Below are 23,795 nucleotides of genomic sequence, written 5' to 3'. Positions count from 1 at the left end.
GCGGGCGATTTATGACCCGGTGTGGCTGAGGCAGCGACCGCGCCCACCACGCCGCAGGCATGCCGCCTAATACCTCTCCCTTGCCTCTCCCTGATCGCATGGCATGATCCGTATTTTGCAACGGGTTACACCGGCTATTTCGCTTTGCGGCAAAAACTGCCAAAAGCTGGGGGTGTGGCACTGGAAAGCGCTGGCATTTCTGCTAAAACACACTCCACGATTTTCATATGATGATCGCCCGCAATGGGCGAAGCTGCAAACCTTTGAGGGATTATGTCCGACCTTCAAACTCTCGAAGCCGAGATCTCCGCCGCCATTGACGCGGCCACCACCGAGGCTGCGCTGGAAGATGTGCGCGTTGCTGCCCTTGGCAAGAAGGGGTCTGTCTCTGAAAAGATGAAGACTCTTGGCAAGATGTCTCCCGAAGAGCGCAAGGAAATGGGTCCGGCCCTGAACGGGCTCAAGACCCGTGTGGGCGATGCCATTGCCGCGCGCAAGGAAGTCTTGAAAAAAGAAGCCCTTGAGGCCCGCCTTGCCAGCGAGACCATTGATGTGACCCAGCCGCTGCGCGTTGCGCCAGCGGAGAGCGGCCGCATTCACCCGGTCTCTCAGGTGACCGAAGAGCTCACCGCGATTTTTTCCGATATGGGCTTTTCCGTTGCCGAAGGCCCGGACATCGAAACCGATGAGCTGAACTTCACTGCGCTGAACTTCCCGGAGGGCCACCCGGCCCGCGAGATGCATGACACCTTCTTCTTTAATCCGAAGGAAGACGGCGAGCGCCTGTTGCTGCGCACCCACACGTCTCCGGTTCAGATTCGCACCATGCGCAATCAGGAGCCACCGCTGCGCATCATCATTCCGGGTCGGACCTATCGCTGTGACAGCGACCAGACCCACACACCCATGTTCCACCAGATGGAAGGCCTTGTGATCGACAAGACCACCCATATTGGTCACCTGAAGGGCACATTGGAAGAGTTCCTCAAGGCGTTCTTCGAGGTGGAGAATGTGGAGCTGCGCTTCCGCCCAAGTTTCTTCCCGTTCACCGAACCGTCCATGGAAGTGGACGTGAAGTGCGACCGCTCCGGCGCTGAGGTGAAGATCGGCGAAGGCGAAGACTGGATGGAAATTCTGGGCTGCGGCATGGTTCACCCGAATGTGCTGCGCAACTGCGGTCTGGATCCTGATGTTTATCAGGGCTTTGCGTGGGGAATGGGCATCGACCGTCTGGCCATGCTCAAGTACGGCATGGCGGATCTGCGTGCCTTCTTTGACGCGGATGTGCGCTGGCTGAAGCATTACGGCTTCCGTCCGCTCGACATGCCAAGCCTGATGGCTGGCCTCTCCCGATAACCCCGCGGTCCTGATCGCACGCTATTAAAGAGAAGAGACATGAAATTCACTCTTTCCTGGCTCAAGGACCATCTTGAGACCGACGCTAGCCTTGAAGAGATCCTTGAACGGTTGACCATGATTGGTCTGGAGGTTGAGGAAGTCACCAACCCGGCCGATCGTCTTGGCAGTTTCCGCATTGCCCATGTTCTGGAAGCGGTGCAGCACCCGAATGCAGACCGTCTGCGCGTTCTGAAAGTAGACACTGGCGAGGGCGAACCTGTGCAGGTGGTATGCGGCGCGCCAAACGCCCGCACCGGTCTGAAGGGCGTGTTCGCCAAGCCGGGCGATTATGTTCCCGGTCTTGATGTCACCCTGTCCGTTGGCAAGATTCGCGACGTGGAAAGCTTCGGCATGATGGCTTCCGAGCGCGAGCTGGAATTGTCTGACGAGCATGATGGCATCATCGACTTGCCAGAGGACGCACCTGTGGGTGTTCCCTATGTTCAGTATGCAGGTCTGGATGACCCTGTCATCGAGATTGGTCTGACGCCAAACCGCCCTGACTGCGCGGGTGTTCATGGCATTGCACGCGACCTTGCAGCTTCTGGCCTTGGCACGCTCAAAAATACGGAAAAAACGCAATTCAACGCAAACTTCGACGCAAACGTGAATGTGCGCATTGAGCTGGGCGAAACCACCGAGGATTGCCCGGCGTTTGGTTACCGCGTTGTGCGCGGCGTCAAGAATGGCCCGTCTCCGAAGTGGCTGCAAAAGCGCCTGGTTGCCATTGGCCTGCGTCCGATTAATGCCCTCGTGGACATCACCAACTACATCACTTTCGATCAGGGACGCCCGCTCCATGTGTTTGATGCGGATAAGGTTTCTGGCGATCTGGTAGTACGTTACGGCAAACAGGGCGAAGAACTTGTTGGCCTTGATGGCAAGACCTACCAGGTAGACGAAAGTGTTGTTGTGATTGCTGACGACAACGGCGTTGAGTCTCTTGGTGGCATCATGGGCGGCGAAGTGAGCGGCTGTGATGAGAACACCACCAACGTGATCATCGAATCGGCGCTCTGGAACCCATTGACCATCGCACGCACAGGACGCAAGCTGGGCATATCTACCGATGCGCGCTACCGCTTTGAGCGCGGCGTTGACCCAACCTACACAATGGAAGGCCTTGATCTTGCAACGAAACTCGCTGTGGAGTTTTGTGGCGGCGAGCCAAGCGCGCCAAAGCTGACCGGGGAAATCCCGCAGGAAGAGCGCATGATCGACTTCCCGTATTCGGAAGTGAAGCGCCTTTCCGGACTCGAAGTTTCCCATGCAGAAATCAAGGCCGTTCTGACCATGCTCGGCTTCTGGGTCTCCGGAACTGGCGATGTTGTGAAGGTTTCCCCGCCAAGCTGGCGTCCAGATGTTCACGGCAAAGCAGATCTGGTGGAAGAAGTTATGCGCATCGTCGGCATCGACAAGGTGCCGTCCGCTACGCTGCCACGCATGGAGCCTGTCTCCCAGAAGGTACTGACAACCAGTCAGATTCGCCGCTCAAACGCCCGCCGTGCCCTTGCTGCGCGCGGTCTGGATGAGGCGGTGACCTGGTCCTTTATCCCCGCTGCACACGCGGAAGTTTTCGGTGGTGGCCAGCCGGAACTGAAGCTGGCGAACCCGATTTCCGCAGACATGTCCGACATGCGCCCTTCCCTTCTGCCAGGTCTTTTGGCAGCAGCACAGCGCAACGCGGACCGCGGTTTCCCGGATGTTGCGCTCTTCGAAGTTGGGCAGGTTTTCCTCGGAGATTCCGAGAAAGATCAAAAGGTTATGGTCTCCGGCGTACGCCGCGGCACCGCCGTTCTGGATGGCGCAGGTCGTCACTGGTCTGGCAACTCCGAGGCGGTTCATGTGTTCGATGCCAAAGCCGATGCGGAAGCAGCCCTGAGCGCCATTGGTGTTGCAACAGACAAGCTGATGGTCTTCACCGATGCACCGTCCTATTACCATCCGGGCCGCTCCGGCGCGCTGAAGATGGGACCAAAGAACACCTTGGCGTATTTCGGTGAAATTCACCCGCAAACGCTGGAAGACCTTGATATTGAAGGTCCTTTGGTGGCCTTCGAGATCTTTGTGGACGCAGCTCCAGAGCCAAAGAAGAAGCCGACCAAGTCCAAGGGCGCGTTTGTGGCCCCTGATCTTATGCCCGTTCGCCGCGACTATGCTTTCGTGGTCGACAAGGGTGTGCCGGTTGAGAAGCTGCTGCGAGCTGCACGCGGTGCAGACAAGGCGCTGATCGTGGATGTGACGCTCTTCGATATCTACGAAGGCCAAGGCGTTCCAGAAGGCCAGCGTTCGCTCGCCATTGACGTGATGCTGCAGCCAACCAAGAAGACCCTCACCGATGAGGATATCGAGGCTGTCTCTGCAAAGATCGTACAGGCAGTTGCGAAATCCACCGGCGGCGCGCTTCGCAGTTAAAAGACTGATTTTAAAAGACTAAAAGGACGCGGCGTCATTTGATGCCGCGTTTTTTGTTGCGTTACTGAGGGCTCTCGGCAGCGCCGGATGCAAGATAGCCTTGTTGCACCAGATGCACGGTGAGACCTGCGGGGAATGGCAGAACGACGGATTGTTCATAGGAGCAGTTTTCAATGTTGCTTCCATCTGGGCAGACACGAACACCAAAACCATCGGAAGGACCATGGCTTTCGGTCACACGGGCAAGAGCGGGGATAAAGTCACCGAGGCGGGTCTTCACCGCCGCCCAGGCTGCTAAAAAGCCGTTTGCATTCCAGAGGTCTGCACGCTCATTGGCATACTCCTCCAAACTATTGAGTTCGCTTATGAATTCACCACGATATGCAGGATCGGCACTTACGTTGACGAGCTTCGTACCTTCAAGGCGCTGTATCTCCAGCGGCGCAAAACTACCAGCATAAGGGGCGAACAAGTAGAAGAAACTCTGATCGACAGTCAGGAGCTCAAGCGTCCCATCGCCGTCAAGATCAAACACCCGATAGTCAGCGCCAGCGTCAAAGGTCCCGGCGCGCACGGTCACCCAGTTGTTCTCCTCGTCCATGGTCAGAATGGACGTGTCGATACAGCAGTGTGCCCCGCCGGTGTAGCGGCGCACAATCACCTGAGGATAGGGCGTGTCTGGTAATATTCTCATCATTTCCAATGAGTTACCGAAGGACGAATACACATCCGTATCCGTTTTTAGCGCATAAAGTGGCGCCCCGTTTGCGTCATGGAGCGTGATATCGAGGAAGGTTTCAACGAAGTCTTCCCCGTCGCTCGGGTTGCCTTCCGCATCTTTTCGAACCACCTCCACCTTCAGGTTTTCAAGTTGGGCTGAGGCGCTGGCGTTGCCATCAAGCTCCACACGCACCATCTCAGGCGAGGACCAAATCAACTCACGATAATTGCTTCCTTTGGAAAGGTACGCATCTTCAGGCACAGCGTTGGCGTAGTCAGCTTTGCGAATTTGCTCCATAGTCTGCGCCTGAACAGGCCCTGAGAGAATGGCATACCAGCCGTTTTTTGCGCGCACCACAAAGGTTCTAGGCAGAAAATAGCTGCTTTCCCGTGCTTCCATGATAGCGTCTTGCCGGTCTTCCCGCGCCGCCAATACCAACCAGCGCGCATCACCGGAAAGCTGTAGCTGACTAGCGTTAGAAAAAGCTGGCCAGCCAATTGCGCAAACGAGAGTGATGAAAAACAACTTCAGAATGCGGCTCATGTTTCTACTCTGACTAATTTAAGGATACTGAGACAAGTGTATCTGCCATTTTGCATCGCCAGCACCCCGAAAACGCGCCATGGTTAAAAATGGCTGGGGACCGCCGCTTTGATGCTTCGGTTATGGTCCGCAAAGCTCCGCAGGTGAAACTGCGAGTGTTTTGCCTAGAATATGTCCAAAGGTAACTCCCAGAGGACGCACAACATGAGCCCAGCTCCCCGCATTGCAACAGTCACACTGAACCCGGCTGTTGACCAGACCGTCCTGGCCCCCGGCTTTTCACTTGATACGGTCAATCGTGCCATCAGCTCCCGAACGGATGCCGGTGGCAAAGGCGTGAACGTCGCCTCCTTTCTGGCGCACTACAAGCACAAAGTGACCGTTCTCGGCCTATTGGGAGAGGACAACGACAAGCTTTTCACGCGTCATTTTAGCGAGTTAGGCATCGTCGACGATTTCAGTCGTGTTAGCGGCGCAACGCGCACAAACATCAAAATCGTCGATCACGACACCAACCGAATTACCGACCTGAACTTCCCGGGGCCGGCGGCGACGGCAGCAGACCTTGAAGCAGTGGAACGACAACTCATTGTCTCTGCAGCAGAAGGGCTTGATTGGTTGGTGCTTGCTGGCAGCTTGCCCAAAGGCTTGCCGGAAGACAGCTATCTGCGCTTTATCAAATGGGCCAGAATGGCCGGCTGCAAAACGGTGGTAGACACAAGCGGTTTGCCTTTGCGGGTTGCCCTGTCTGCAAAACCTTACGTCGTCAAACCCAACGTGGAGGAGCTGCGTTACATCCTCGGTGGAAGGTTGGAGACATCCGTTGAGGTCGCTGCTGCTGGGCGTGAGTTGGTGCAGGAAGGCATTGGTCTTGCCGTCATTTCAATGGGCGGCGACGGTGCCGTGTTTGTAAGTGAGGAAGGGGCAGTGCATGCCATTGCTGCTGCGCCCTATGTCGCCAGTACGGTGGGGGCTGGGGATGCCATGGTAGCTGGCCTTGTGCACGCCCATGTGCGCGGCTTCGACCTGAGGGAGATGGCACGGATCTCAACGGGCTTCTCACTCGGCGCACTCGGCGAGGTAGGACCGCGCTTGCCGGAGGTGGCGCGCGTTGAGGAACTGGCGCAGACGGTGTGCCTCGCACCTGTATGATGCACTCAAAGCAAAACAGTTTAACTCAGCACCGCTGGCCATTTCAGGTGATGACAAAACCCAATGGCCCGCAGTGCAACCTCAACTGTGGCTACTGTTTTTACCTCGAGAAGAACGAGCTTTATGCGGATAGCAAGCGCTTTGCCATGAGCGACGGGGTGTTGGAGCACTATGTCTCGGGCTTCATTGCATCACAAGCTGCGCTCGGTCTCCGTGAGATCTGGTTCAACTGGCAAGGTGGCGAGCCTGCTCTTTCAGGATTGGCTTTCTATCGAAAGGTAGTGGCGTTGCAGATGCGCTACGCGCCGGACCACGTAACTATTCAGAATGCATTTCAAACCAATGGCACGCTTCTGGATGATGACTGGACTCGATTCTTTGCCGAGCACCGCTTCCTGATTGGTCTCAGCATTGATGGACCAGAGCCCATCCATGACGCCTACCGCGTTGACCGCGCCAAACGCCCCAGCTTCAAGCGCGTCATGGAAGCGGCAGAACGCCTTGCCCGCCATGAAGTGGCGGTTAACGCACTGACCGTGGTACACCAAGGCAATGTGCGACGCCCACGGGAAGTTTATCGCTTCTTGAAAGATGCAGGGTTTCGTCACTTGCAGTTCATCCCTGCCGTTGAAGAAGCGGCATCGCTTGCCCTTCCAAGCCACAGAACAGCCAAGAACCTGGCAAAATGGAGCGCCTCGCCAAAGGCTTATGGCCGCTTCCTGTGTGCCATCTTTGATGACTGGGCCACCAACGACATTGGTGAGGTTTCTGTCCAGATGTTTGACGTGCATATGGGCACAATGATTGGCATGCCTTCATGGCTTTGCACGTTTGCTCCCACCTGCGGCCAGGCACTGGCCATGGAACACAATGGCGACCTCTATTCCTGCGATCACTTCGTCTACCCGACGCACCTGTTGGGCAACATTCTTGAAACACCGCTGGACGCTCTGGCGACCAGCGCACCACAAGTCAGATTTGGGGAGAACAAGCAAACCGGGTTGCCCACTGATTGCCGAATCTGCTCTTTCGTCTCGGCGTGTAACGGGGGATGCCCCAAGCATCGTTTCATGCCTGACAGAGACGGTGGTTATGCTCTGAACTACTTTTGTCCAAGCTTCAAAATGTTTTTCAAACATGCGGGAGCAAGGCTCAGAACAATTGCGATGCTTCAGGCACAGGGTGCGTCAGCCCCGCAGATTCGTGAGCTGCTGAGGCGGCAGCCCAACAAAACCAAGGGCTAACCAAATTGGTGACCCGGCGCTACTGCCTGTGCCCGCAGGAGCGACCCCCCAGTTTGCACTGAGTGTAAATAGCCCACTCTTCTTGCAAATTAGAATTCCACAAAATTGGCATGTGGGTATACCCATACAGGATGTTGACCATTCGCGCGCACCAAGCACAATATGCAGTGTCTTTGGTCTTGCGATTCAATCGGAAGCTAAGAGGGAAGCCGGTGCAACTCCGGCACTGCCCCCGCAACTGTAAGCGGCGAGCTTTTCGCCCAATTTGCCACTGTAGTGAGTTCACTTCGGGAAGGCGGGCGGATGGCGCTTGAGCTGTGAAGTCAGGAGACCTGCCAAAAGACACCAACTGACGACCACGGGCGGAGGGTCCGGGATGCGTTTCGTGCACGAGCCGCGAGGGTGCGTTGCTCGTCCATGCGTATCTGCTCCTCCCCCAATGCTACGGGGACGAAAGCATGAGCATTACCGTATACTCCAAGCCTGCATGTGTGCAGTGCACCGCAACAACCCGCGCACTCGATAGCGCTGGTATTGCCTATGATGTGATTGACCTCACACAGGACAATGATGCTCTGGCTGAAGTGGAAGCGATGGGTTACCGACAGGTTCCTGTTGTTGTTGCAGGAGACCAGCACTGGGCTGGCTTCCGTCCAGACAAAATCGGCGGCCTCGCCTGAGTTGGTGAGCGGGCTCGTCTACTTCTCAAGCCCATCAGGAAATACCCACCGCTTTGTCGAGCGCCTCGGCTTGCCGGCCGAGCGCATTCCGCCGCGCGCGTCCGAACCAATGCTGAAGGCAACTCAGCCATTTGTTCTGATTACCCCCACCTACGCGGATGGTGAGGGGCGCGGCGCAGTCCACAAACAGGTGATCCGTTTCCTCAACGATGCGGCAAACCGAACTCTGCTTCGAGGCGTCATCGCCTCTGGCAATCGAAATTTTGGGGCCTTTTTTGCCTACGCAGGCACAATTATCGCCGCCAAATGTAACTGTCCATGCCTTTACAAGTTTGAACTTGCAGGCACCGACAGTGACATCGCGCGGGTACGTCAGGGACTAGATTTATTTTGGAAGCAACAACTCTCGATAAGTCAGTAGTCGCCCAACAAGGGCTGGACTACCACGCGCTGAACGCCATGCTGAACCTCTATGATGCGGAGGGGAAGATCCAGTTTGAAGCGGATCGTCAAGCGGCACGTCAGTATTTCCTGGAACACGTGAACCAGAACACGGTTTTCTTCCATTCTCTGGAGGAGAAACTCTCCTATCTGGTGCGCGAGAACTACTACGAAGCTGAGGTCCTGGACCAGTACGATCCGGCGTTCGTGAAGTCCATTTTTGTGGCGGCTTACGAGCGCAAGTTCCGGTTCCCGACGTTCCTTGGTGCATTTAAATTCTACACCAGCTATGCGCTGAAGACGTTCGATGGCAAACGCTATCTGGAACGCTACGAGGACCGCGTGGTGATGGTGGCCCTGGCCCTGTCGCGCGGTGATGAAGACCTCGCCATGCGCATGATGGACGAGATCATCTCCAGCCGGTTTCAGCCAGCGACGCCGACGTTCCTGAACGCGGGCAAAAAGCAGCGCGGCGAACTGATCTCTTGCTTCCTCCTTCGCCTTGAAGACAACATGGAATCCATTGGCCGCTCCATAAACTCCGCCCTGCAGCTTTCCAAGCGCGGCGGTGGCGTGGCCTTGATGCTGACCAACCTGCGCGAGGCAGGTGCGCCAATCAAAGGCGTTGAGAACCAGTCGTCCGGCGTTGTGCCAGTGATGAAGCTTCTGGAAGACAGCTTCAGCTACGCCAATCAGCTGGGGGCCCGTCAAGGTGCCGGAGCAGTGTACCTCAACGCCCACCACCCGGATATTTTGAGTTTCCTCGACACCAAGCGTGAGAATGCGGATGAGAAGGTCCGCATCAAGACCCTTTCCCTAGGCGTCGTCATTCCGGACATCACCTTCCAGCTCGCCAAGCAGAACGAGGAAATGTACCTGTTCTCACCGCACGACGTTGAGAAAGTCTATGGGGTGCCATTCTCCGAAATCTCCGTGACGGAAAAGTACCGGGAGATGGTGGACAACCCGCAGATCCGCAAGAAGAAGATGCGGGCTCGAGACTTCTTCCAGCTGCTCGCCGAAATTCAGTTCGAAAGCGGCTATCCTTACATCATGTTCGAAGACACGGTGAACGCTGCAAATCCTGTGGCAGGCCGCATCACCATGTCCAACCTTTGCTCTGAGATTCTGCAGGTGAATGAGGCCAGTACGTTCAACGACGATCTGTCCTACGACCACCTTGGTACTGACATCTCCTGCAATCTGGGTTCCTTGAACATTGCAAAGGCCATGGACGGCGGCAATCTGGGGGCAACGGTCGAAACCGCAATCCGCTCGCTGACAGCCGTTTCCGAGATGAGCGCCATCGACTCCGTGCCATCCGTTCGCCGCGGAAACGATGAAAGCCACGCCATTGGCCTTGGCCAAATGAACCTGCACGGCTTCCTTGCCCGTGAGCACATTCACTATGGCAGCCCGGAAGGCATAGACTTCACAAACATCTACTTCTGCACGGTGCTGTTCCACTGCATCCGCGCTTCCAATGAGTTGGCGAAGGAACGCGGTTCCAGCTTCAAGGGGTTTGAAGACAGCCAGTACGCGTCCGGTGTTTTCTTCGACAAATACATCGAGAAGGACTGGGTGCCAGAAACAGACCGTGCCGCAGCGCTTTTTGAGAAATTTGGCGTTCACATTCCGACCCGCGAAGAATGGGCCGCGCTTAAAGACGCCGTGATGAAGGACGGGCTATTCAACCGCAACCTTCAGGCGGTGCCCCCAACCGGCTCCATCAGCTACATCAACAACTCCACCTCGTCGATCCACCCGATCGTGTCCAAGATCGAAATCCGCAAAGAAGGCAAGATTGGCCGCGTGTACTATCCAGCACCGTTCATGAACAACGACAATCTGGAATACTATCGCGATGCCTACGAGATCGGTCCGGAAGCGCTGATCGACACCTATGCGGCGGCCACCCAGCATGTGGATCAGGGACTGTCACTGACGCTGTTTTTCCCCGACACCGCGACGACACGCGACATCAACAAGGCCCAGATCTACGCTTGGAAAAAGGGCATCAAGACAATTTATTACGTGCGCCTGCGCCAGATGGCACTGGAAGGCACTGAGGTCGAAGGCTGCGTGGCCTGTACCCTTTAACGCTTTGAGGACTAACCATGACCATTCACAGTGCCATCAAGCCAGTCGCCAAGGCGGTTAACTGGAACCGCCTTCAGGACGAAAAAGATCTTGAGATCTGGAACCGTCTGACGGCCAATTTCTGGCTGCCGGAGAAAGTGCCGCTGTCCAACGACATTCAAAGTTGGGCCTCTCTGAAGCCGGAAGAACAACAGCTGACAATCCGCGTGTTCACCGGTTTGACGCTGCTCGACACCATTCAGAACACTGTTGGTGCGCCTGCTCTCATGGCGGACGCGGTGACGCCTCACGAAGAAGCGGTTCTGACCAACATCGCCTTCATGGAGGCGGTTCATGCACGTTCCTACTCCTCCGTTTTTTCCACCCTGTGCCGTACTGCAGAGGTGGATGACGCCTTCCGCTGGTCGGAGGAAAACGAGCATCTTCAGGCCAAGTCGCGTTTGATCCTGGAAGAGTACAACGCAACAAGCAGCCCGCTGAAGAAGAAGATCGCCAGCGTGTTCCTGGAGAGCTTCCTGTTCTACTCCGGGTTCTACCTGCCCATGCATTGGTCCAGCCGTGCCAAGCTGACCAACACCGCGGATCTTATCCGTCTCATCATTCGCGATGAAGCGGTGCATGGCTACTACATCGGCTATAAGTTCCAACGCGCTCTGGAGCGACTGCCAGAAGCGGAGCGAGCCGAGATCAAGGACTTTGCCTTCTCGTTGCTGCTGGACCTTTACGGACTGGAGACCCACTACACCGAGGAACTCTATGATCCGCTGGGCCTGACTGAGGACGTGAAGCACTTTTTGCACTACAACGCCAACAAGGCGTTGCAAAATTTGGGCTTTGAAGGACTGTTCCCAGAGGCGATCTGTCAGGTAAATCCGGCAATCATGGCCTCCCTGTCTCCAAACGCGGATGAGAACCACGACTTCTTCTCTGGCTCTGGCTCATCCTATGTGATCGGCAAGGCCGTTGCGACGGAAGATGAAGACTGGGATTTCTGACAAATCCCTTCGACAAGATCCAATAGATAAAGGGCGCCACGAGCGCCCTTTATCTTAGACTGTGCCGACGGATCAGGCGATGTTGTATCCATCATCCGAAGTGAGCGCCGGACTGGTAAGAACTTCATCGATTACGTCTTCAACGTTTGTGAAGAGGATTGTGTCGACCATCTTGTTCCAACCACGGTCTTCAGAGCGCTGATCAAAGCCCCAGCCGTTGATCTGGATTGAGAAGCTGTCTTCATCCAGTCCGAGGAGCTTTACTCCCTTGATGCCATCGCCGTTGATGAGCTCATCAAGGATTTCGGCAACTTCATCGCCATCCCGGCCCGTGGTCTTGATGGAGTGCCCCACCAGTTCACGCAGTTCCCCCCAAGTGCCGCCGAGGTTCATGGACTTGGTGGACTCATAATCGAAGATCGCAAATTCGGAGTTCCAGCCCTTCACGTCAATGCGGTTCTTGAAACCAGCCTCAGCAAAGAAGTCGGCGTCTAGATTGGAGAACGTGATTGTATCAGACATGGCATTGATGCCGTTGTCCCATCCATCAATTTTGATTGTGTATCCATCGTCGGTTAGGCTTAAAAGCTCAACCCCATTGATGCCTGCGATCTTGCTGGCATCTTTGGTCGTGCGACCGGAGCCGGTGACCAACTCCTGAAACAGCTCAACAACTTCGTTGCCATCGCGTCCACCGACAGAGATGTTGTGCCCAACAACGTTTTTCAGCTCGCCCCAAGTGCCGCCCAAGTTCATTGAGTTTTCGTTCTGGTAGTCAAAAACTGCAAACTCGGAGTTCCAACCTTTTACATCGATGCGGCTGCCAGCAACATCCTCAATGATGGCCTCAACACCAGACCCCTGGAAAATCACGGTGTCTTTAGTGCCATCCCAGCCACGAATTGAGACCGTCATGCTGTCCCCATCAAGGCTGACCAACTCGACACCTTCAATACCTACTTGATCCAGTGGGTCTGTTGTCGTCCGGCCAGAACCTGTAACCAGTTCAGCCAGCAGTGGCTGCAAATCAACACGGAAATTAAAGGTGCCACCAACGACTTTGTGCAGTTCTGTATTGAAATGAAGCCCGCCAAAGCTGCCTGAGGTGAAGTCCACAATGTTCCCATCTGAATCAATTTCGTAAATAAATTCAGCAGTTTCTACGGATCTATTCCTACTGTTAATAATATGAGCCATCTCACCCTCTCCTAAAACGGCCAGTTTCAAAGATGCGTTTTGCATATTTACTAACACGCTCCAAAGGTAAAGCATTCAAAATACCTAGTTCGCGCCTTAGCGACTTCGAAACAACTTCCGAAACCTTTGTGTCAGATGATTAAAATTTTAGTGAAATTATTCGAATTTGTTAAATCAATTTTTTCGTCTAATGGCAGTTGAAAGTGTACAAGGCGCAATCACTCCTAATTAGTGCAGTCATACAATCATTTAGGCATATTTCGGATGAACTCACCTACCGCCCGTGCCCGCGCAAAACAGCGGTCATAGAGATGTCGAGAGCAAGTAGGCCAGCCCCATGCGGCCTGGCACGCAATCAGTGCCTATCAAGGCCTGAGACAAAAATGAGCTGATTTCCCAAGAGGCAACCCAACCTGCCGTCACCATATCCGGTATCTTGTGTCAAATAGTAAGTCGGAGGTGACGACTGACGATCGCGGGCGTCCTTTTCCCCGCCCTTGTCGCAGGGGAGAACCCTGCAAGTGCCGCGGCAACCACAAAAACTCCCAGTCGCCCGGCCGGGAATGATGCGGACGACCGATGACTTAAACGCTTCGCCCGGCAGGCCATCAAGCACCACGCGAGAACGACAAAACTCCAATGGTTTCGCTTGATTACGCGCCGCATCTTACCAGATGAGGGTGTACTGACGCCCGTAAACCGATAGTTTCGGGCCGTTGCCCAAGCCCCTGATGCAAGCTATCATTGTCGCGACGAGGACGGAGCAATCATCGATGGCGCGAAAGACCTTCACACCGGATGATCCGGCTTTGCCAATGAACTATCCGGGTTTCATCTTCCGAGAACTTCGGGAAGAAGGCTATGCCGCAAGCGATTTGCTTACAGGAACTTGGCTTGATGAAAGCCATTTGAGCGATCCACATTTTCGATGTGGTTTTCAGCCGCTTCGACGGCTTCTCCTAAATGCTATTGAGCGAACCGGGGAACCAGATCTTGGGATCAGGCTGGCTTTAAAGTTTCAACCTACGTATATCGGACTGCCGGCATATACAGCCATGAATGCGGCACGTTTCGAGGACGGGCTCGACGTTCTGAAGAGATTCTTCTTTTTGAACTTCCCCGCACTAGACGTCAGCATCATAAAAGCACTCTCTGGCCTGCAAGGGCCCGAAGCAGCCGTTCGCCTGAGATCCAAATTTCATTTCGAAGACTTGGAGTATTTCGGGTTCAGCAGCGCCATTGTAGCCATAAATGGTTTGCTGAAGGCGATGCTGCGTACCGACCAGGTTGCGACCCGTGCCGAAATGACAATCAGTGCGCCTGAGCGCTGGCCAGCTATCGAAGCCGAAATCGGCTTTCCTATTGTGTTTGAGGCATCTGAGAACCAGATTATCTTTCCAGAAACCCTGTTGGACCGCCCCCTCCCCGGCGCTGATCCGATCAATCATGCGCGGCTGCTGGGCCTTTGCGAACAATTCGCGCAGGAGATGGCGTTCGAGACGACCCCGGTCACTCAGGTAACGGCGTTTCTTGAAAGCGCGCCGTCTCTGGCGGTGTCGCTCTCGTATGTTGCGGCCGAGTTAGGATATTCCGAGCGCGGTCTGCGTAGGCAGTTGGATCGGTCCGGAACCTCCTATCGCAAACTGGTGGATCAGGTCCGAGAACAGCGCGCCCGCACCCTCCTATCCGGCAGTACGTTACCCATCAAGGCGATCGCGGGTGTACTCGGCTTTGAGACGTCCTCGAACTTCGCTCGAAGCTTCAAGCGATGGACCGGCTTTACCCCAAAAGCATTCCGGGATCAGCTCGCCCTAACGTTGGATAAGGCTGACCGAAAATGAATAGTCTCTGGCCGTAGGTGATCCTGACCTGCGGTCGAACGACGCACCCTTCGGAGTATATTCTGCGTAAGCATAATATTCCGAGGGACTCATGCCACGCATTTCGCCAGTTGTTATCCAGAACAGAAGCCGCATCCATCGTGCATTTATTGGGCGCATGGTCGCGGCGTTGTCCTGCGTGATGATGAGTGTGTCACCCACCTTGGCCGATGTCACCAGCTCTGACCTGATCGACACAACCGAAAATGCCAGTTTACCAAGCGAAAACGGCGATCGATCCGCCGAACTTCTCTCGGCCTTCTTCGGGCTCGACAACGGCTTGCCTATTCTTTCCCGGCTAATCTGCCGGGGCGCGCCCGGCAAGGATGGCATGCCGGTGATCTTCTCGAGTGAAATTGACCACACAACGATGCAGGCGGGAGATTTCAAGGTCACCACCGCGTCCGGTGCGACGGGCGAAACACTCTGCGTCACCCTCCTCCCTGCGACTGACCCCGGCGAGTTGCGCACGGTGTTGCTGGTGGGGGAATTCGGGGACGCAGTGTCTGATCCGCCGGTGTCGGTTGAGGTTGTCGGGCATCTTCACTCAATCGACGGCGTGTTGGATTTCCGCGGCGCACAGGTCGACGTCACGCCACTGGCGCCCGGTCCGAGCCTCGTGATGGCCGAAATCGTTGACCCTTTGGCCGCGGATCAAGGTCTCGGCCAGCGGCGCACAGATGGCACAGACTGCCCGTCAGAGGGCATTGAACAAGCTGTGCGGGTGGTCTGGGCTGGGGGCGTTACGCTTGAAAATGGCGATGAGCCAGGCGATGCGGAGCGAGATCTCTACCGTGTGACCGTACGCGCCGAAGACGGAACAGAGCGGACTGTCACGCCAACTGTACTGGCCGATCTGGGAGATGGCGACAACAATCATCTGCTGTGCCTCGATACAGCTGACATGCCCCTCTCCGTTTCGTTTCCCGAAGGGATTTTTGCCGATCCGAATGGTGATTTGAACCCTAACACCGAAATCACGGTGTCTCTCCGCCGCCAATGAGACGTAGTCGCCCCATCAATCAGCGCATCGCCGCCCCAAGCTCGGAGACATAAAGATAATGAGATCTGTCGACGTATTCTGGTCCTTCAGAAGCCCCTATTCCTACCTTGTCACGCCCGATCTGTTGAAGCTGCGCGACGACTTCGATGTGAACCTGCGTTTTCGCCCGGTGCTGCCAATTGCAGTGCGCGCGAAAGACGCGCTGTTTTCCGATGATCCGCGCCGGGTGCGCTACATCATGTTAGACATGGTACGGCGCGCCGAGTTCCTCGGACTGCCTTTTGGACGGCCCGTGCCGGATCCGGTCGTGCAGGATCTTGAAACGTTCGAAGTCGCAAGCGAGCAACCTTACATCCATCGCTTGACCGGCCTTGGCGTAGAAGCCGAACGGCGTGGCAAGGGGCTGGAATTTGCCTATCACGTCTCCGCATTGATCTGGGGCGGCACACCGGGTTGGAACGAGGGCGACAGGCTCGCCCGCGCAGCCGCCAAGGCCAACCTTGATCTTGCGGAAATGGACGCCGCAATAGCCGCGAATGACCCAACGACCGAGATCGAAGCCAACCAAGCTGCGCTGGATGCCTCCGGCCATTGGGGCGTGCCGACCATGGTGTTCGAGGGCGAGCCATTCTTTGGTCAGGACCGCATCGACACGCTGCGCTGGCGTCTTGGTAAGGCAGGATTGGCCAAACCATGACCATTACCCGCGCCAACAGGGCGCGGCTCTTTGCTGTGAACGCAATAAAACGAGAAGCTTACATGACGAACTTTACCCGCGCCGTGCTCGGTGCGCTGAGTCTTTGCCTCGCAACGGCACTCCCGGCATTTGGCCAGGATGCGCGACCGAATATCTTAGTCGTTCTGTTTGACGATGTCGGTTTTACCGGTTTCGGTGCCTATGGCAGCGATGCGCGTACCCCAAACATCGACAGGTTGGCGCAGTCGGGCACACTCTTTTCGCGCTATTACTCCTCCCCGTTCTGCGGGCCAAGCCGGGCCATGCTGATGACCGGCCAAGACAATCACCAGACGGGCATGGGCACGCTGGTTGAAACGGTGACGCCCGAGCAGCGAGAGCTGCCCGGCTATTCCATGGTTTGGGACAAAGATCAGGCGACCATTGCGACGATCTTGTCAGAAGCTGGATACCAAACTTACGTGACCGGGAAATGGGGCATCGGAGCAAAGGGCAAGAACCTGCCCAACCATTTCGGCTTTGACCGATCTTACGTGATGGACTCGACGGGCGGCAGCAATTACGACCACCGCCACTATCTGCCAGGTTACCCGGAGGTCCCTTGGTTCGAGGACGGCAAACCCGTCCGTCTGCCCGAGGATTTCTATTCCTCCCGCAATCTCGTTGACCAGATGATCCGCTACATCGACGAAGGCGATGCGGATCAACCGTTCTTCGGCTTCCTGTCTCTTCAGGCCGCTCACATCCCGATTCAGGCCCCGCTCGAGTTCATCGAACGTTATGACGGAGTGTTCGACGCCGGATGGGACGTGATGCGCAAAGAACGTCTGGAACGGGTCATCGATCTCGGCCTCGTGCCAGAAACCACGACCTTGGCCCCGGTTCATGAGGACCACCGCGCCTGGAATGACCTCTCTGCAGCAGAAAAGGCAGAGGCCGCGCGCGCCATGCAGGTCCATGCCGCCATGATCGAGTCAGCCGATTTCCATATCGGGCGCCTGCTGGATCATCTGGAGGCCAACGGACAGCTGGACAACACAATTGTCGTCATCACGTCTGACAACGGGGCTGAATCGGGGGTGACGTCCCTTGAGAACCCAGTGTTCGATCTTCTGTTGAACGGGATCCATCGTCTTGAAGGCTATGACACCTCCCCCGAAAACATGGGCCTTCCGGGCAGCCTGACCGCGATCGGGCCCGAATGGGCCTCTGTTGAGGCCTCACCGTTCAACCTGTACAAGTTCTACTCCTCAGAAGGCGGACTTCGTGTGCCGCTTGTCATTGCGGGCGCCGGTGTTGCGGCAAGCGGAATCCAGCAAGCCCCTGTGCACGTGTCCGACCTGATGCCGACCCTACTTGAAGCTGCAGGTGTGGCGTATGACCCAGGCACTCTTTACGGCAAGAGCATCCTTCCGGTGCTTTCCGGTCAGACGACCGAAACCCGCGGCGCCGATGAAAGCTTCGCAGGAGAGGTAAGCGGGAATGCCGCGCTTTATCGCGGCAACTGGAAGCTGGTGCGCACCGCGTTGCCGCGTGGCGATTTTACCTGGCGACTTTTCGATTTATCCGTCGATCCGGGTGAAACCACCGACCTGTCCGGCGAGAACCCGGAACTCTTCGCGGAGCTTAAGTCCGAATACGAAGCCTACGTGGCAGATGTTGGCGTGTTCGAGCTGGGACAAGAGGACTATGCCGAGGCGCAGCTCTTCTCGAACCTCCTGGAAAAGACCGTCAGCAAATACTGGCCGTATCTAGCCGGGCTGGTGTTGATGCTGTTGATCAGCGTTTACGCGCTCTTCCGCCTTGTCCGGATGCTTGTCCGCCGTTCAGCCCACTAATCCAACTTACAATCAGTGCGCCAGCCCAAGAGGCGCACTTTCAAACACCGCAATTCGGAGAACTGGCATGACCTTCATCGTTGTCGCCCTTGTTGTCTTGGCCCTGCTGGCCATTCTCACGTATCTCTATCTGCCCGCATTCCTGCGTCTTCTGGGCATTCATAGGCACTATACCATCCCGGATTTTGACATGCAGGGCCGCCGAGCGCTCGTGATCTGCACCAACCACAACCGCCTGGATCCAACCACAAAGCCCACCGGGGCCTTCGGATCCGAGTTCACGGTGCCATACTATGCGTTCGTCAATGCAGGCATGGAGGTCGATATGGCCTCGCCCAAAGGCGGTGAAATCCCGATCCAGCCCTGGTCCTGGACGTGGCCACTTGCCTGTCACGACGACAAGCGTTTCATGGCCGACAGCAAGGCGATGCACGACCTCAAGAACTCCAAAGCCGTCGCCGATCTGGATCCAAATGACTACGACGTAATCTTCATGGCCGGAGGCTGGGGTGCGGCCTATGACTTGATGCAAAGCGAGGAACTGGCTGATTTCATCACCCGCGCCAATGCCGCAGGCAAGATCCTTGGCTCTGTCTGCCACGGCGCCCTTGGTCTGTGCGGCGCTAAAGGTCTCGATGGCGAACCGTTGGTCAAAGGCCGCCGCGTCACCGGCGTAACGAACGGTCAGATCAATACCTTCGGCATCGCAGTCACACCCAAGCACCCCGAGGAAGAGCTGCGTAAACTTGGCGCGATCTTCGAATGCCAGCACGCATTCCGTGACCCTTTTGCCACGCACACCTCGATCGACGGCAATCTGGTGACCGGCCAAAACCAGAACAGTGGTTATGAGACTGCGCACCGTATCCTCGAAAAGATGGCTACGCAACGCAACGTCTGATCCCGAGCAGGTCTGGCACAGGAGCCAAGAAATGCGCATCGCTCACGCAGCCCATTTGGGCTGGCAGCCGTTAGAAAAAAGAGCCTTTGGCCTCATCTACGGTGCCATTTTGGTGCTTAGCCTGCTCATGGCATTGGGTGATACGCCCGAGGCTCCTTTTGAGCCAGCCTTGGTCCTGTTTGGATCTGTTCTTGCAGTCACACTCGTCCGCTCCTTCGCAGCACTTCTGTCTCATGCGATGGAGACAGGCGAACGGATGCTGACTCTGAAGGCTGTGCAATCCGCGTGGTCGAACAACCACCCGATGCTGATCGTCGCGAATGCGCCGACGGCGCTGTTCATCGCAGGAGGACTGGAGTGGCTGACAATGCAAACTGCGACAATGCTGTCCCAAGCGTTTTGCGTGGCCATCCTTATCGTACTCGGCGCACGGGTTGGCTGGGTGATAAATCATAGTTGTTGGCTTGCGTTCGGTGGGGCACTGTTCGCAGGCGGTTTGGGCTCCGGGCTGGCAGCCCTGAAATACGCCATTCAATGACGCGCGAATGTCGCGACATTCGTGTGAGTGGGATTGGAGAGGGCCGCCCCTTCGTCCCCCAAAATTGTTAGTAGATCGTTCACTTGGAGTAAATCTGAATGTCTTGGCTTCGATATTCCCTTGGCATCATCGCCCTGTTAGCTGTCGCCATCTATTTCGGCTTGCCGCCGACGCTTAAAGCGATGGGCTTTCACCCTCACCACGAAATCCCTGAGTTTGATCTGGCGGGACATCGCGCACTGATCGTCACGACCAGCCATGACACACTTGGCGAAACGGGCCGAGCCACCGGGGTGTTCGGATCGGAAATGACGGTTCCCTACTACGTCTTTCTCGAAGCCGGGCTGGATGTCGACATCGCCTCAATAAAGGGCGGGGAGATCCCGGTCGAGCCGTGGTCGATGAGTTGGCCGCTGGCAACACCCGAAGACCTGCGTTTCAAGAAGGATCCTGCGGCAATGGCGATGCTACGGGACTCTCTTCCCATCACCGAAGTCGATCCCAGTGCCTACGACGTGATCTTCCTGGCTGGTGGCTGGGGCGCGGCCTATGACCTTGCGCAAAGCGATGAGCTTGCACAAGTCATTACCAAGGCTAACGCCCAAGGTGCCGTCCTTGGGTCGGTTTGCCATGGGGCGCTCGGTCTGGTGAACGCTCAAAATACAGAGGGCTCACCCCTCATCGAAGGCCGCCGGGTGACAGGCGTCACCGACAAACAGATAAAGGAGCTGGGCATCGAAATCACGCCTTTGCACCCTGAGAGCGAAATGCGTTCCATGAACGCTGTGTTTGAGGCCGAAACCGCCTGGCGCGACTTCTTTGCGACGCACACCGTAGTCGACGGCAATCTGGTGACTGGCCAGAACCAGAACAGCGGCTATGAGACTGCTCACCGCATCCTCGAACTGCTCGCGGAGCGCTGAGTTGCCCAATAAACGTCCTCTATCGCTCGGCGCAGGTGCGTTGGCAGTGACCGTTGTCGCGGTCGCTGCCGTGGGACTTTCGCAGCATGTCATTTCATCACCTCAAACAGAACTGGCGTGTTCCCTGAACGAGGCCGACCTTGGTGAGTTCGTCGAAATCCCCGGCGGCGGATTCGTCATGGGCGTTGATCCTGTGTTTCCCGAGGAGGGCCCGCCCCGGAAGGTGCTTGTTTCGCCTTTCCGCCTGCAGGCCCACGAGGTCACGAACAGCCAGTTCGCAGCGTTTGTCGCTGAGACAGGCTATGTCACCGAGGCTGAACGCAATGGCGGTTCTGCACAGTTCAGCGAAAGTGATACGCCCGAAGTATTCCTTTCCTGGTGGTCGCTGGACGCCGACGCAACGTGGCGCACGCCAGATGGTGCAGGATCCGACCTGGTGGGTCGCGACCTGCACCCTGTCGTGCATGTCACACTGAATGACGCCAAGGCTTATGCGGCTTGGGTGGGCGGGCGTATTCCGACTGAGGTGGAATGGGAATACGCGGCCAGCATGGGTTTGTTCGATCCGATGGACCCGCATTCGGGCATCCGCGCGCCCGATGGCAGCGCCCGTGCCAATATCTGGACGGGCCTTTTTCCGGTGCTCAACTCCCGGCGGGACGGTTTCGCGGGGACAGCGCCGGTCGGTTGTTATGAGCCGGGACTGACAGGTGCCTACGACATGATTGGGAATGTCTGGGAATGGACCGACAGTCCATTCGCACCCGCCGTGCCGCGTTTCACGATCAAGGGCGGCTCGTTTCTTTGTAGCGAGGACTACTGCCAAAGATACAGGGTCGCCGCGCGCGAGAGCCTGGAGCGCGATTTCAGTACCGCGCACATTGGCTTTCGTGTCGTAAAAAGCATTGGGGACACTGATGGATAAGGCTCAGAGGCTGTTCCTGCTGGCAATGGGCATCGGCCTTGTGCCTGTGGCGCTCTCCTACGGTGCGCTGCCGGACAAGAGCCTGCCTTGGCTCTACGGCCTCAGCGACCCAGATTTAACCATGCAGCACCTCTTCCGTGCGATCATGGGACTGTACCTCGGCATGATCATCTTTTGGCTGGCCGGTGCCGTACGCGCCGACCTGCGGATGCCTGCGCTGTGGAGTGTCTTCGTGTTTGTCACTGGCATTGCATTAGGCAGAGTGTTGAGCCTTTTTCTCGACGGCTGGCCCCAGCCACTACTGATCTTCTACCTGCTCGCGGAAATCATTCTCGCGGGAACAAGCTTTTATCTCATCACCAGAGCACCCAACAGCAAGAATGCAAGAAACGCGTGATCCGTGGCGTTCGGAGCTTAACGACGTTCGCCGGGAAACAAGTGACGGAACAACACCTTGCTTATGCAAGCCCCTACTAAGAAACACACTGGAAAGATAATTTAAATGAACCTTCGTGTGACGCTTCTTCTGTGCCTGTCCCTCTCCACGCTGGCCGCTTGCGCGGGCAAGCCTAAAGATTTTGTTGCGCCGAGCGCCCAGATCGGTGCGGCTGACGTTCAGAGCATATACCTTGCCACCAACAGAACCGTTGCTTCTGACCTTTCTGGAACCACGCAGCGCGGTGACGCACTTACTTTCGCGCAGTACGACATCACGATCCCGCCAACCCATAAGCCGGGTAAAGTGGAGTTCTCTGCGGCAAATCCTGATCCCTCGATGAGTTTCACCGTTGCCAACGCGCGGGCGGTTCCGTCTCTTGCAGCCCTTGGAAAGGCCGTTCGAACCGAAGCCGGGCCCCGCGGCCGCCCTATCGACAGCGCGGTCGTCTACGTTCACGGGTTCAACACCTCGATGGAGTCGGCCGTCTACCGTCATGCGCAGATTGCCCATGATTACGGCCTTCAAGGGCCGCAAGTCACCTTCTCATGGCCGTCGATCGAACGCCCCTTAGGCTATGTGCGCGACAAGGACAGCATCCTGATCGCGCGCGACCATCTTGAGGCTCTTCTGGTGGAACTGACCCGCAACAATCAGAAAGTCTTTGTCTTTGGTCATTCCATGGGCACACAGCTTGTCGTGGAAACCTTGAGGCAATTGTCTATCACCGGGAAGAAGAAGGTCCTGAGCCGGATCGGGGGCGTAATTTTGGTCTCGCCAGATATCGATCTGGATCTCTTCGAATCCCAACATGAACGCATCGATCCTTTGCCGAACCCATTCGTCGTGATGACCTCCGAAAGCGATTATGCACTGCGCTTTTCTTCGCTCCTGACAGCGCAGCCGGAGCGGCTCGGATCAGCGCGGGACCGCGACCGTCTTGTCGCACTCGATCTGCTGGTTCTTGATCTCTCTGGGCTACCTGATGCGCGAAACCACTTTCTCGCAGCAACATCACCAGTCGTTATTGATGTTGTGACCAGTGCTCGCGAAGAGGTTCTGGCGGACAGGTTTCCAAGAAGCGGGGTGATTGATGTCGCTGCAATGCAGGAGAAGAGAATTAACTGAGCGATGCAGACAGGCACCTGGGCGATGACCTTTGCCATGAAACGATGAAGCAACGCCAGAGTTGAAGCTGCAACGGCTTGAGCTGTTAAACCGCGGGCCGCGCCAACAGCGCACTCGCCAGACAAAGACTGTTGGGCACGACTGCTCCGCAACTCGCGTAGCCGTGCCCAACAGTGGAAGCTTGCCATAGGGCAGGACCGAGAGACCTCTTTAGGGCGTGCGGCAAACGACTACTGAGCTCCTCCCACACAAGTTTTAGTCGGGGGAGCGGCAGCAACAAAATGAAGCGAGCAAGCACTTCTCCAACGCCAACTACGAGAAAGAGCTGATAAGGGGCAATAGAAACGGAACACCTAAAGGTCCCGTCACCCGCGAAAGATTAGAGAATGGGGTCACCTTAATGGCTTGGGTGGTCTTGGAGTATGGCGATGTCTACGCCCCTATCTTCTACCGCCTCAAAGCCGAACTCGAAGCTTGGAAATGTCCGAAGGAAGAAGCAGAGAAGTACCTGCAGGATCGACTTGCCGAGGGAAAGCCACCACACCTCCCGAAGCCGCCCAAACAAATTCGAAATACCAAACTGTGACCCAATTTGTGACCCAATTTGTAGCCCAAATTTGGATCGGATCGAAAAAACTCA

The 23,795-nt window shown here is 56.3% G+C and carries 21 protein-coding genes and 1 riboswitch; of the genes, 19 read left to right on the top strand and 2 right to left on the bottom strand.

What is annotated here, in order from left to right; genetic code table 11:
• Nucleotides 1–273 precede the first annotated feature (273 nt).
• Both pheS and pheT read left to right on the top strand, forming a co-directional pair.
• The gene (gene pheS, locus PUV47_RS08805; RefSeq protein WP_274218154.1) at nucleotides 274–1,356 is read left to right on the top strand and encodes a phenylalanine--tRNA ligase subunit alpha; all 1,083 of its coding nucleotides are present in this window, start codon (nucleotides 274–276) and stop codon (nucleotides 1,354–1,356) included.
• A gap of 39 nt (nucleotides 1,357–1,395) precedes the next feature.
• Nucleotides 1,396–3,813 carry a phenylalanine--tRNA ligase subunit beta gene (pheT, locus tag PUV47_RS08800; RefSeq protein ID WP_274218153.1) on the top strand — a complete coding sequence of 806 codons (2,418 nt, stop codon included), beginning with the start codon at nucleotides 1,396–1,398 and terminating at the stop codon, nucleotides 3,811–3,813.
• Nucleotides 3,814–3,874: 61 nt separating this feature from the next.
• Here pheT and PUV47_RS08795 read toward each other — a convergent pair whose 3' ends face one another.
• Complete coding sequence (locus tag PUV47_RS08795; RefSeq protein ID WP_274218152.1) at nucleotides 3,875–5,077, bottom strand: hypothetical protein; 1,203 nt, start codon at nucleotides 5,075–5,077, stop codon at nucleotides 3,875–3,877.
• Nucleotides 5,078–5,281: 204 nt separating this feature from the next.
• Here PUV47_RS08795 and pfkB point away from each other — a divergent pair, with 204 nt between their 5' ends.
• The 6 genes from pfkB (at nucleotide 5,282) to nrdF (ending at nucleotide 11,689) form a co-directional block, all read left to right on the top strand.
• A complete protein-coding gene (gene pfkB, locus PUV47_RS08790; RefSeq protein ID WP_274218150.1) occupies nucleotides 5,282–6,229 on the top strand; it encodes a 1-phosphofructokinase in 948 nt (315 codons plus the stop codon).
• Nucleotides 6,230–6,279: 50 nt separating this feature from the next.
• Nucleotides 6,280–7,473, top strand: a complete 1,194-nt coding sequence (locus PUV47_RS08785) for an anaerobic sulfatase maturase (RefSeq protein WP_274218149.1) — start codon at nucleotides 6,280–6,282, stop codon at nucleotides 7,471–7,473.
• 158 nt (nucleotides 7,474–7,631) lie between these two features.
• A riboswitch (cobalamin riboswitch) is annotated at nucleotides 7,632–7,827 on the top strand.
• Between the two features lie 104 nt (nucleotides 7,828–7,931).
• Nucleotides 7,932–8,153: a glutaredoxin-like protein NrdH gene (gene nrdH, locus PUV47_RS08780; RefSeq protein WP_274218148.1), complete on the top strand. Its 222-nt coding sequence runs from the start codon at nucleotides 7,932–7,934 to the stop codon at nucleotides 8,151–8,153.
• A gap of 4 nt (nucleotides 8,154–8,157) precedes the next feature.
• A complete protein-coding gene (gene nrdI, locus PUV47_RS08775) occupies nucleotides 8,158–8,574 on the top strand; it encodes a class Ib ribonucleoside-diphosphate reductase assembly flavoprotein NrdI (RefSeq protein WP_274218146.1) in 417 nt (138 codons plus the stop codon).
• Nucleotides 8,544–10,694, top strand: coding sequence for a class 1b ribonucleoside-diphosphate reductase subunit alpha (gene nrdE, locus PUV47_RS08770; protein ID WP_274218145.1), 2,151 nt, complete (start codon nucleotides 8,544–8,546; stop codon nucleotides 10,692–10,694). The genes nrdI and nrdE overlap by 31 nt, the downstream gene beginning before the upstream one ends.
• 23 nt (nucleotides 10,695–10,717) lie before the next feature.
• Nucleotides 10,718–11,689 carry a class 1b ribonucleoside-diphosphate reductase subunit beta gene (gene nrdF / locus PUV47_RS08765; RefSeq protein WP_274218308.1) on the top strand — a complete coding sequence of 324 codons (972 nt, stop codon included), beginning with the start codon at nucleotides 10,718–10,720 and terminating at the stop codon, nucleotides 11,687–11,689.
• Between the two features lie 72 nt (nucleotides 11,690–11,761).
• Here the strand turns inward: nrdF and PUV47_RS08760 are convergent, their stop codons facing one another.
• Entirely contained in the window at nucleotides 11,762–12,886 is a 1,125-nt protein-coding gene (locus PUV47_RS08760; protein ID WP_274218144.1) for a hypothetical protein, read from the bottom strand.
• Nucleotides 12,887–13,659: 773 nt separating this feature from the next.
• On the opposite strand from PUV47_RS08760, the gene PUV47_RS08755 reads away from it, so the two are divergent.
• The 11 genes from PUV47_RS08755 (at nucleotide 13,660) to PUV47_RS08705 (ending at nucleotide 23,741) form a co-directional block, all read left to right on the top strand.
• Nucleotides 13,660–14,727 (top strand): AraC family transcriptional regulator, encoded by a 1,068-nt coding sequence (locus tag PUV47_RS08755; RefSeq protein WP_274218143.1) that lies wholly within the window; start codon nucleotides 13,660–13,662, stop codon nucleotides 14,725–14,727.
• A 91-nt stretch (nucleotides 14,728–14,818) separates the two neighbouring features.
• Nucleotides 14,819–15,769 (top strand): hypothetical protein, encoded by a 951-nt coding sequence (locus PUV47_RS08750; protein WP_274218142.1) that lies wholly within the window; start codon nucleotides 14,819–14,821, stop codon nucleotides 15,767–15,769.
• Between the two features lie 58 nt (nucleotides 15,770–15,827).
• Nucleotides 15,828–16,466, top strand: a complete 639-nt coding sequence (locus PUV47_RS08745) for a 2-hydroxychromene-2-carboxylate isomerase (protein ID WP_319620757.1) — start codon at nucleotides 15,828–15,830, stop codon at nucleotides 16,464–16,466.
• Between the two features lie 35 nt (nucleotides 16,467–16,501).
• Nucleotides 16,502–18,304: an arylsulfatase gene (locus PUV47_RS08740; RefSeq protein ID WP_274218141.1), complete on the top strand. Its 1,803-nt coding sequence runs from the start codon at nucleotides 16,502–16,504 to the stop codon at nucleotides 18,302–18,304.
• 67 nt (nucleotides 18,305–18,371) lie between these two features.
• Complete coding sequence (locus PUV47_RS08735; RefSeq protein WP_274218140.1) at nucleotides 18,372–19,205, top strand: type 1 glutamine amidotransferase domain-containing protein; 834 nt, start codon at nucleotides 18,372–18,374, stop codon at nucleotides 19,203–19,205.
• A 31-nt stretch (nucleotides 19,206–19,236) separates the two neighbouring features.
• Nucleotides 19,237–19,743: a hypothetical protein gene (locus PUV47_RS08730; RefSeq protein WP_274218139.1), complete on the top strand. Its 507-nt coding sequence runs from the start codon at nucleotides 19,237–19,239 to the stop codon at nucleotides 19,741–19,743.
• Nucleotides 19,744–19,841: 98 nt separating this feature from the next.
• Nucleotides 19,842–20,666 (top strand): type 1 glutamine amidotransferase domain-containing protein, encoded by an 825-nt coding sequence (locus tag PUV47_RS08725; RefSeq protein ID WP_274218138.1) that lies wholly within the window; start codon nucleotides 19,842–19,844, stop codon nucleotides 20,664–20,666.
• 1 nt (nucleotide 20,667) lies between these two features.
• On the top strand, nucleotides 20,668–21,591 hold the full coding sequence (locus tag PUV47_RS08720; RefSeq protein WP_274218137.1) for a formylglycine-generating enzyme family protein: 924 nt from the start codon (nucleotides 20,668–20,670) through the stop codon (nucleotides 21,589–21,591).
• Nucleotides 21,584–21,988, top strand: a complete 405-nt coding sequence (locus tag PUV47_RS08715; RefSeq protein WP_274218136.1) for a DUF4345 domain-containing protein — start codon at nucleotides 21,584–21,586, stop codon at nucleotides 21,986–21,988. Before PUV47_RS08720 ends, PUV47_RS08715 begins: the two co-directional genes overlap by 8 nt.
• Nucleotides 21,989–22,093: 105 nt before the next feature.
• Nucleotides 22,094–23,155 (top strand): alpha/beta hydrolase, encoded by a 1,062-nt coding sequence (locus PUV47_RS08710; RefSeq protein WP_274218135.1) that lies wholly within the window; start codon nucleotides 22,094–22,096, stop codon nucleotides 23,153–23,155.
• A 400-nt stretch (nucleotides 23,156–23,555) separates the two neighbouring features.
• Nucleotides 23,556–23,741, top strand: coding sequence for a hypothetical protein (locus tag PUV47_RS08705; RefSeq protein ID WP_274218133.1), 186 nt, complete (start codon nucleotides 23,556–23,558; stop codon nucleotides 23,739–23,741).
• The last annotated feature ends 54 nt before the right edge of the window (nucleotides 23,742–23,795 follow it).

The organism is Pseudovibrio exalbescens (genome assembly GCF_028737195.1).
Lineage (GTDB): Bacteria > Pseudomonadota > Alphaproteobacteria > Rhizobiales > Stappiaceae > Pseudovibrio > Pseudovibrio zosterae.
This window is presented reverse-complemented; position numbering and strand designations above follow the sequence as displayed.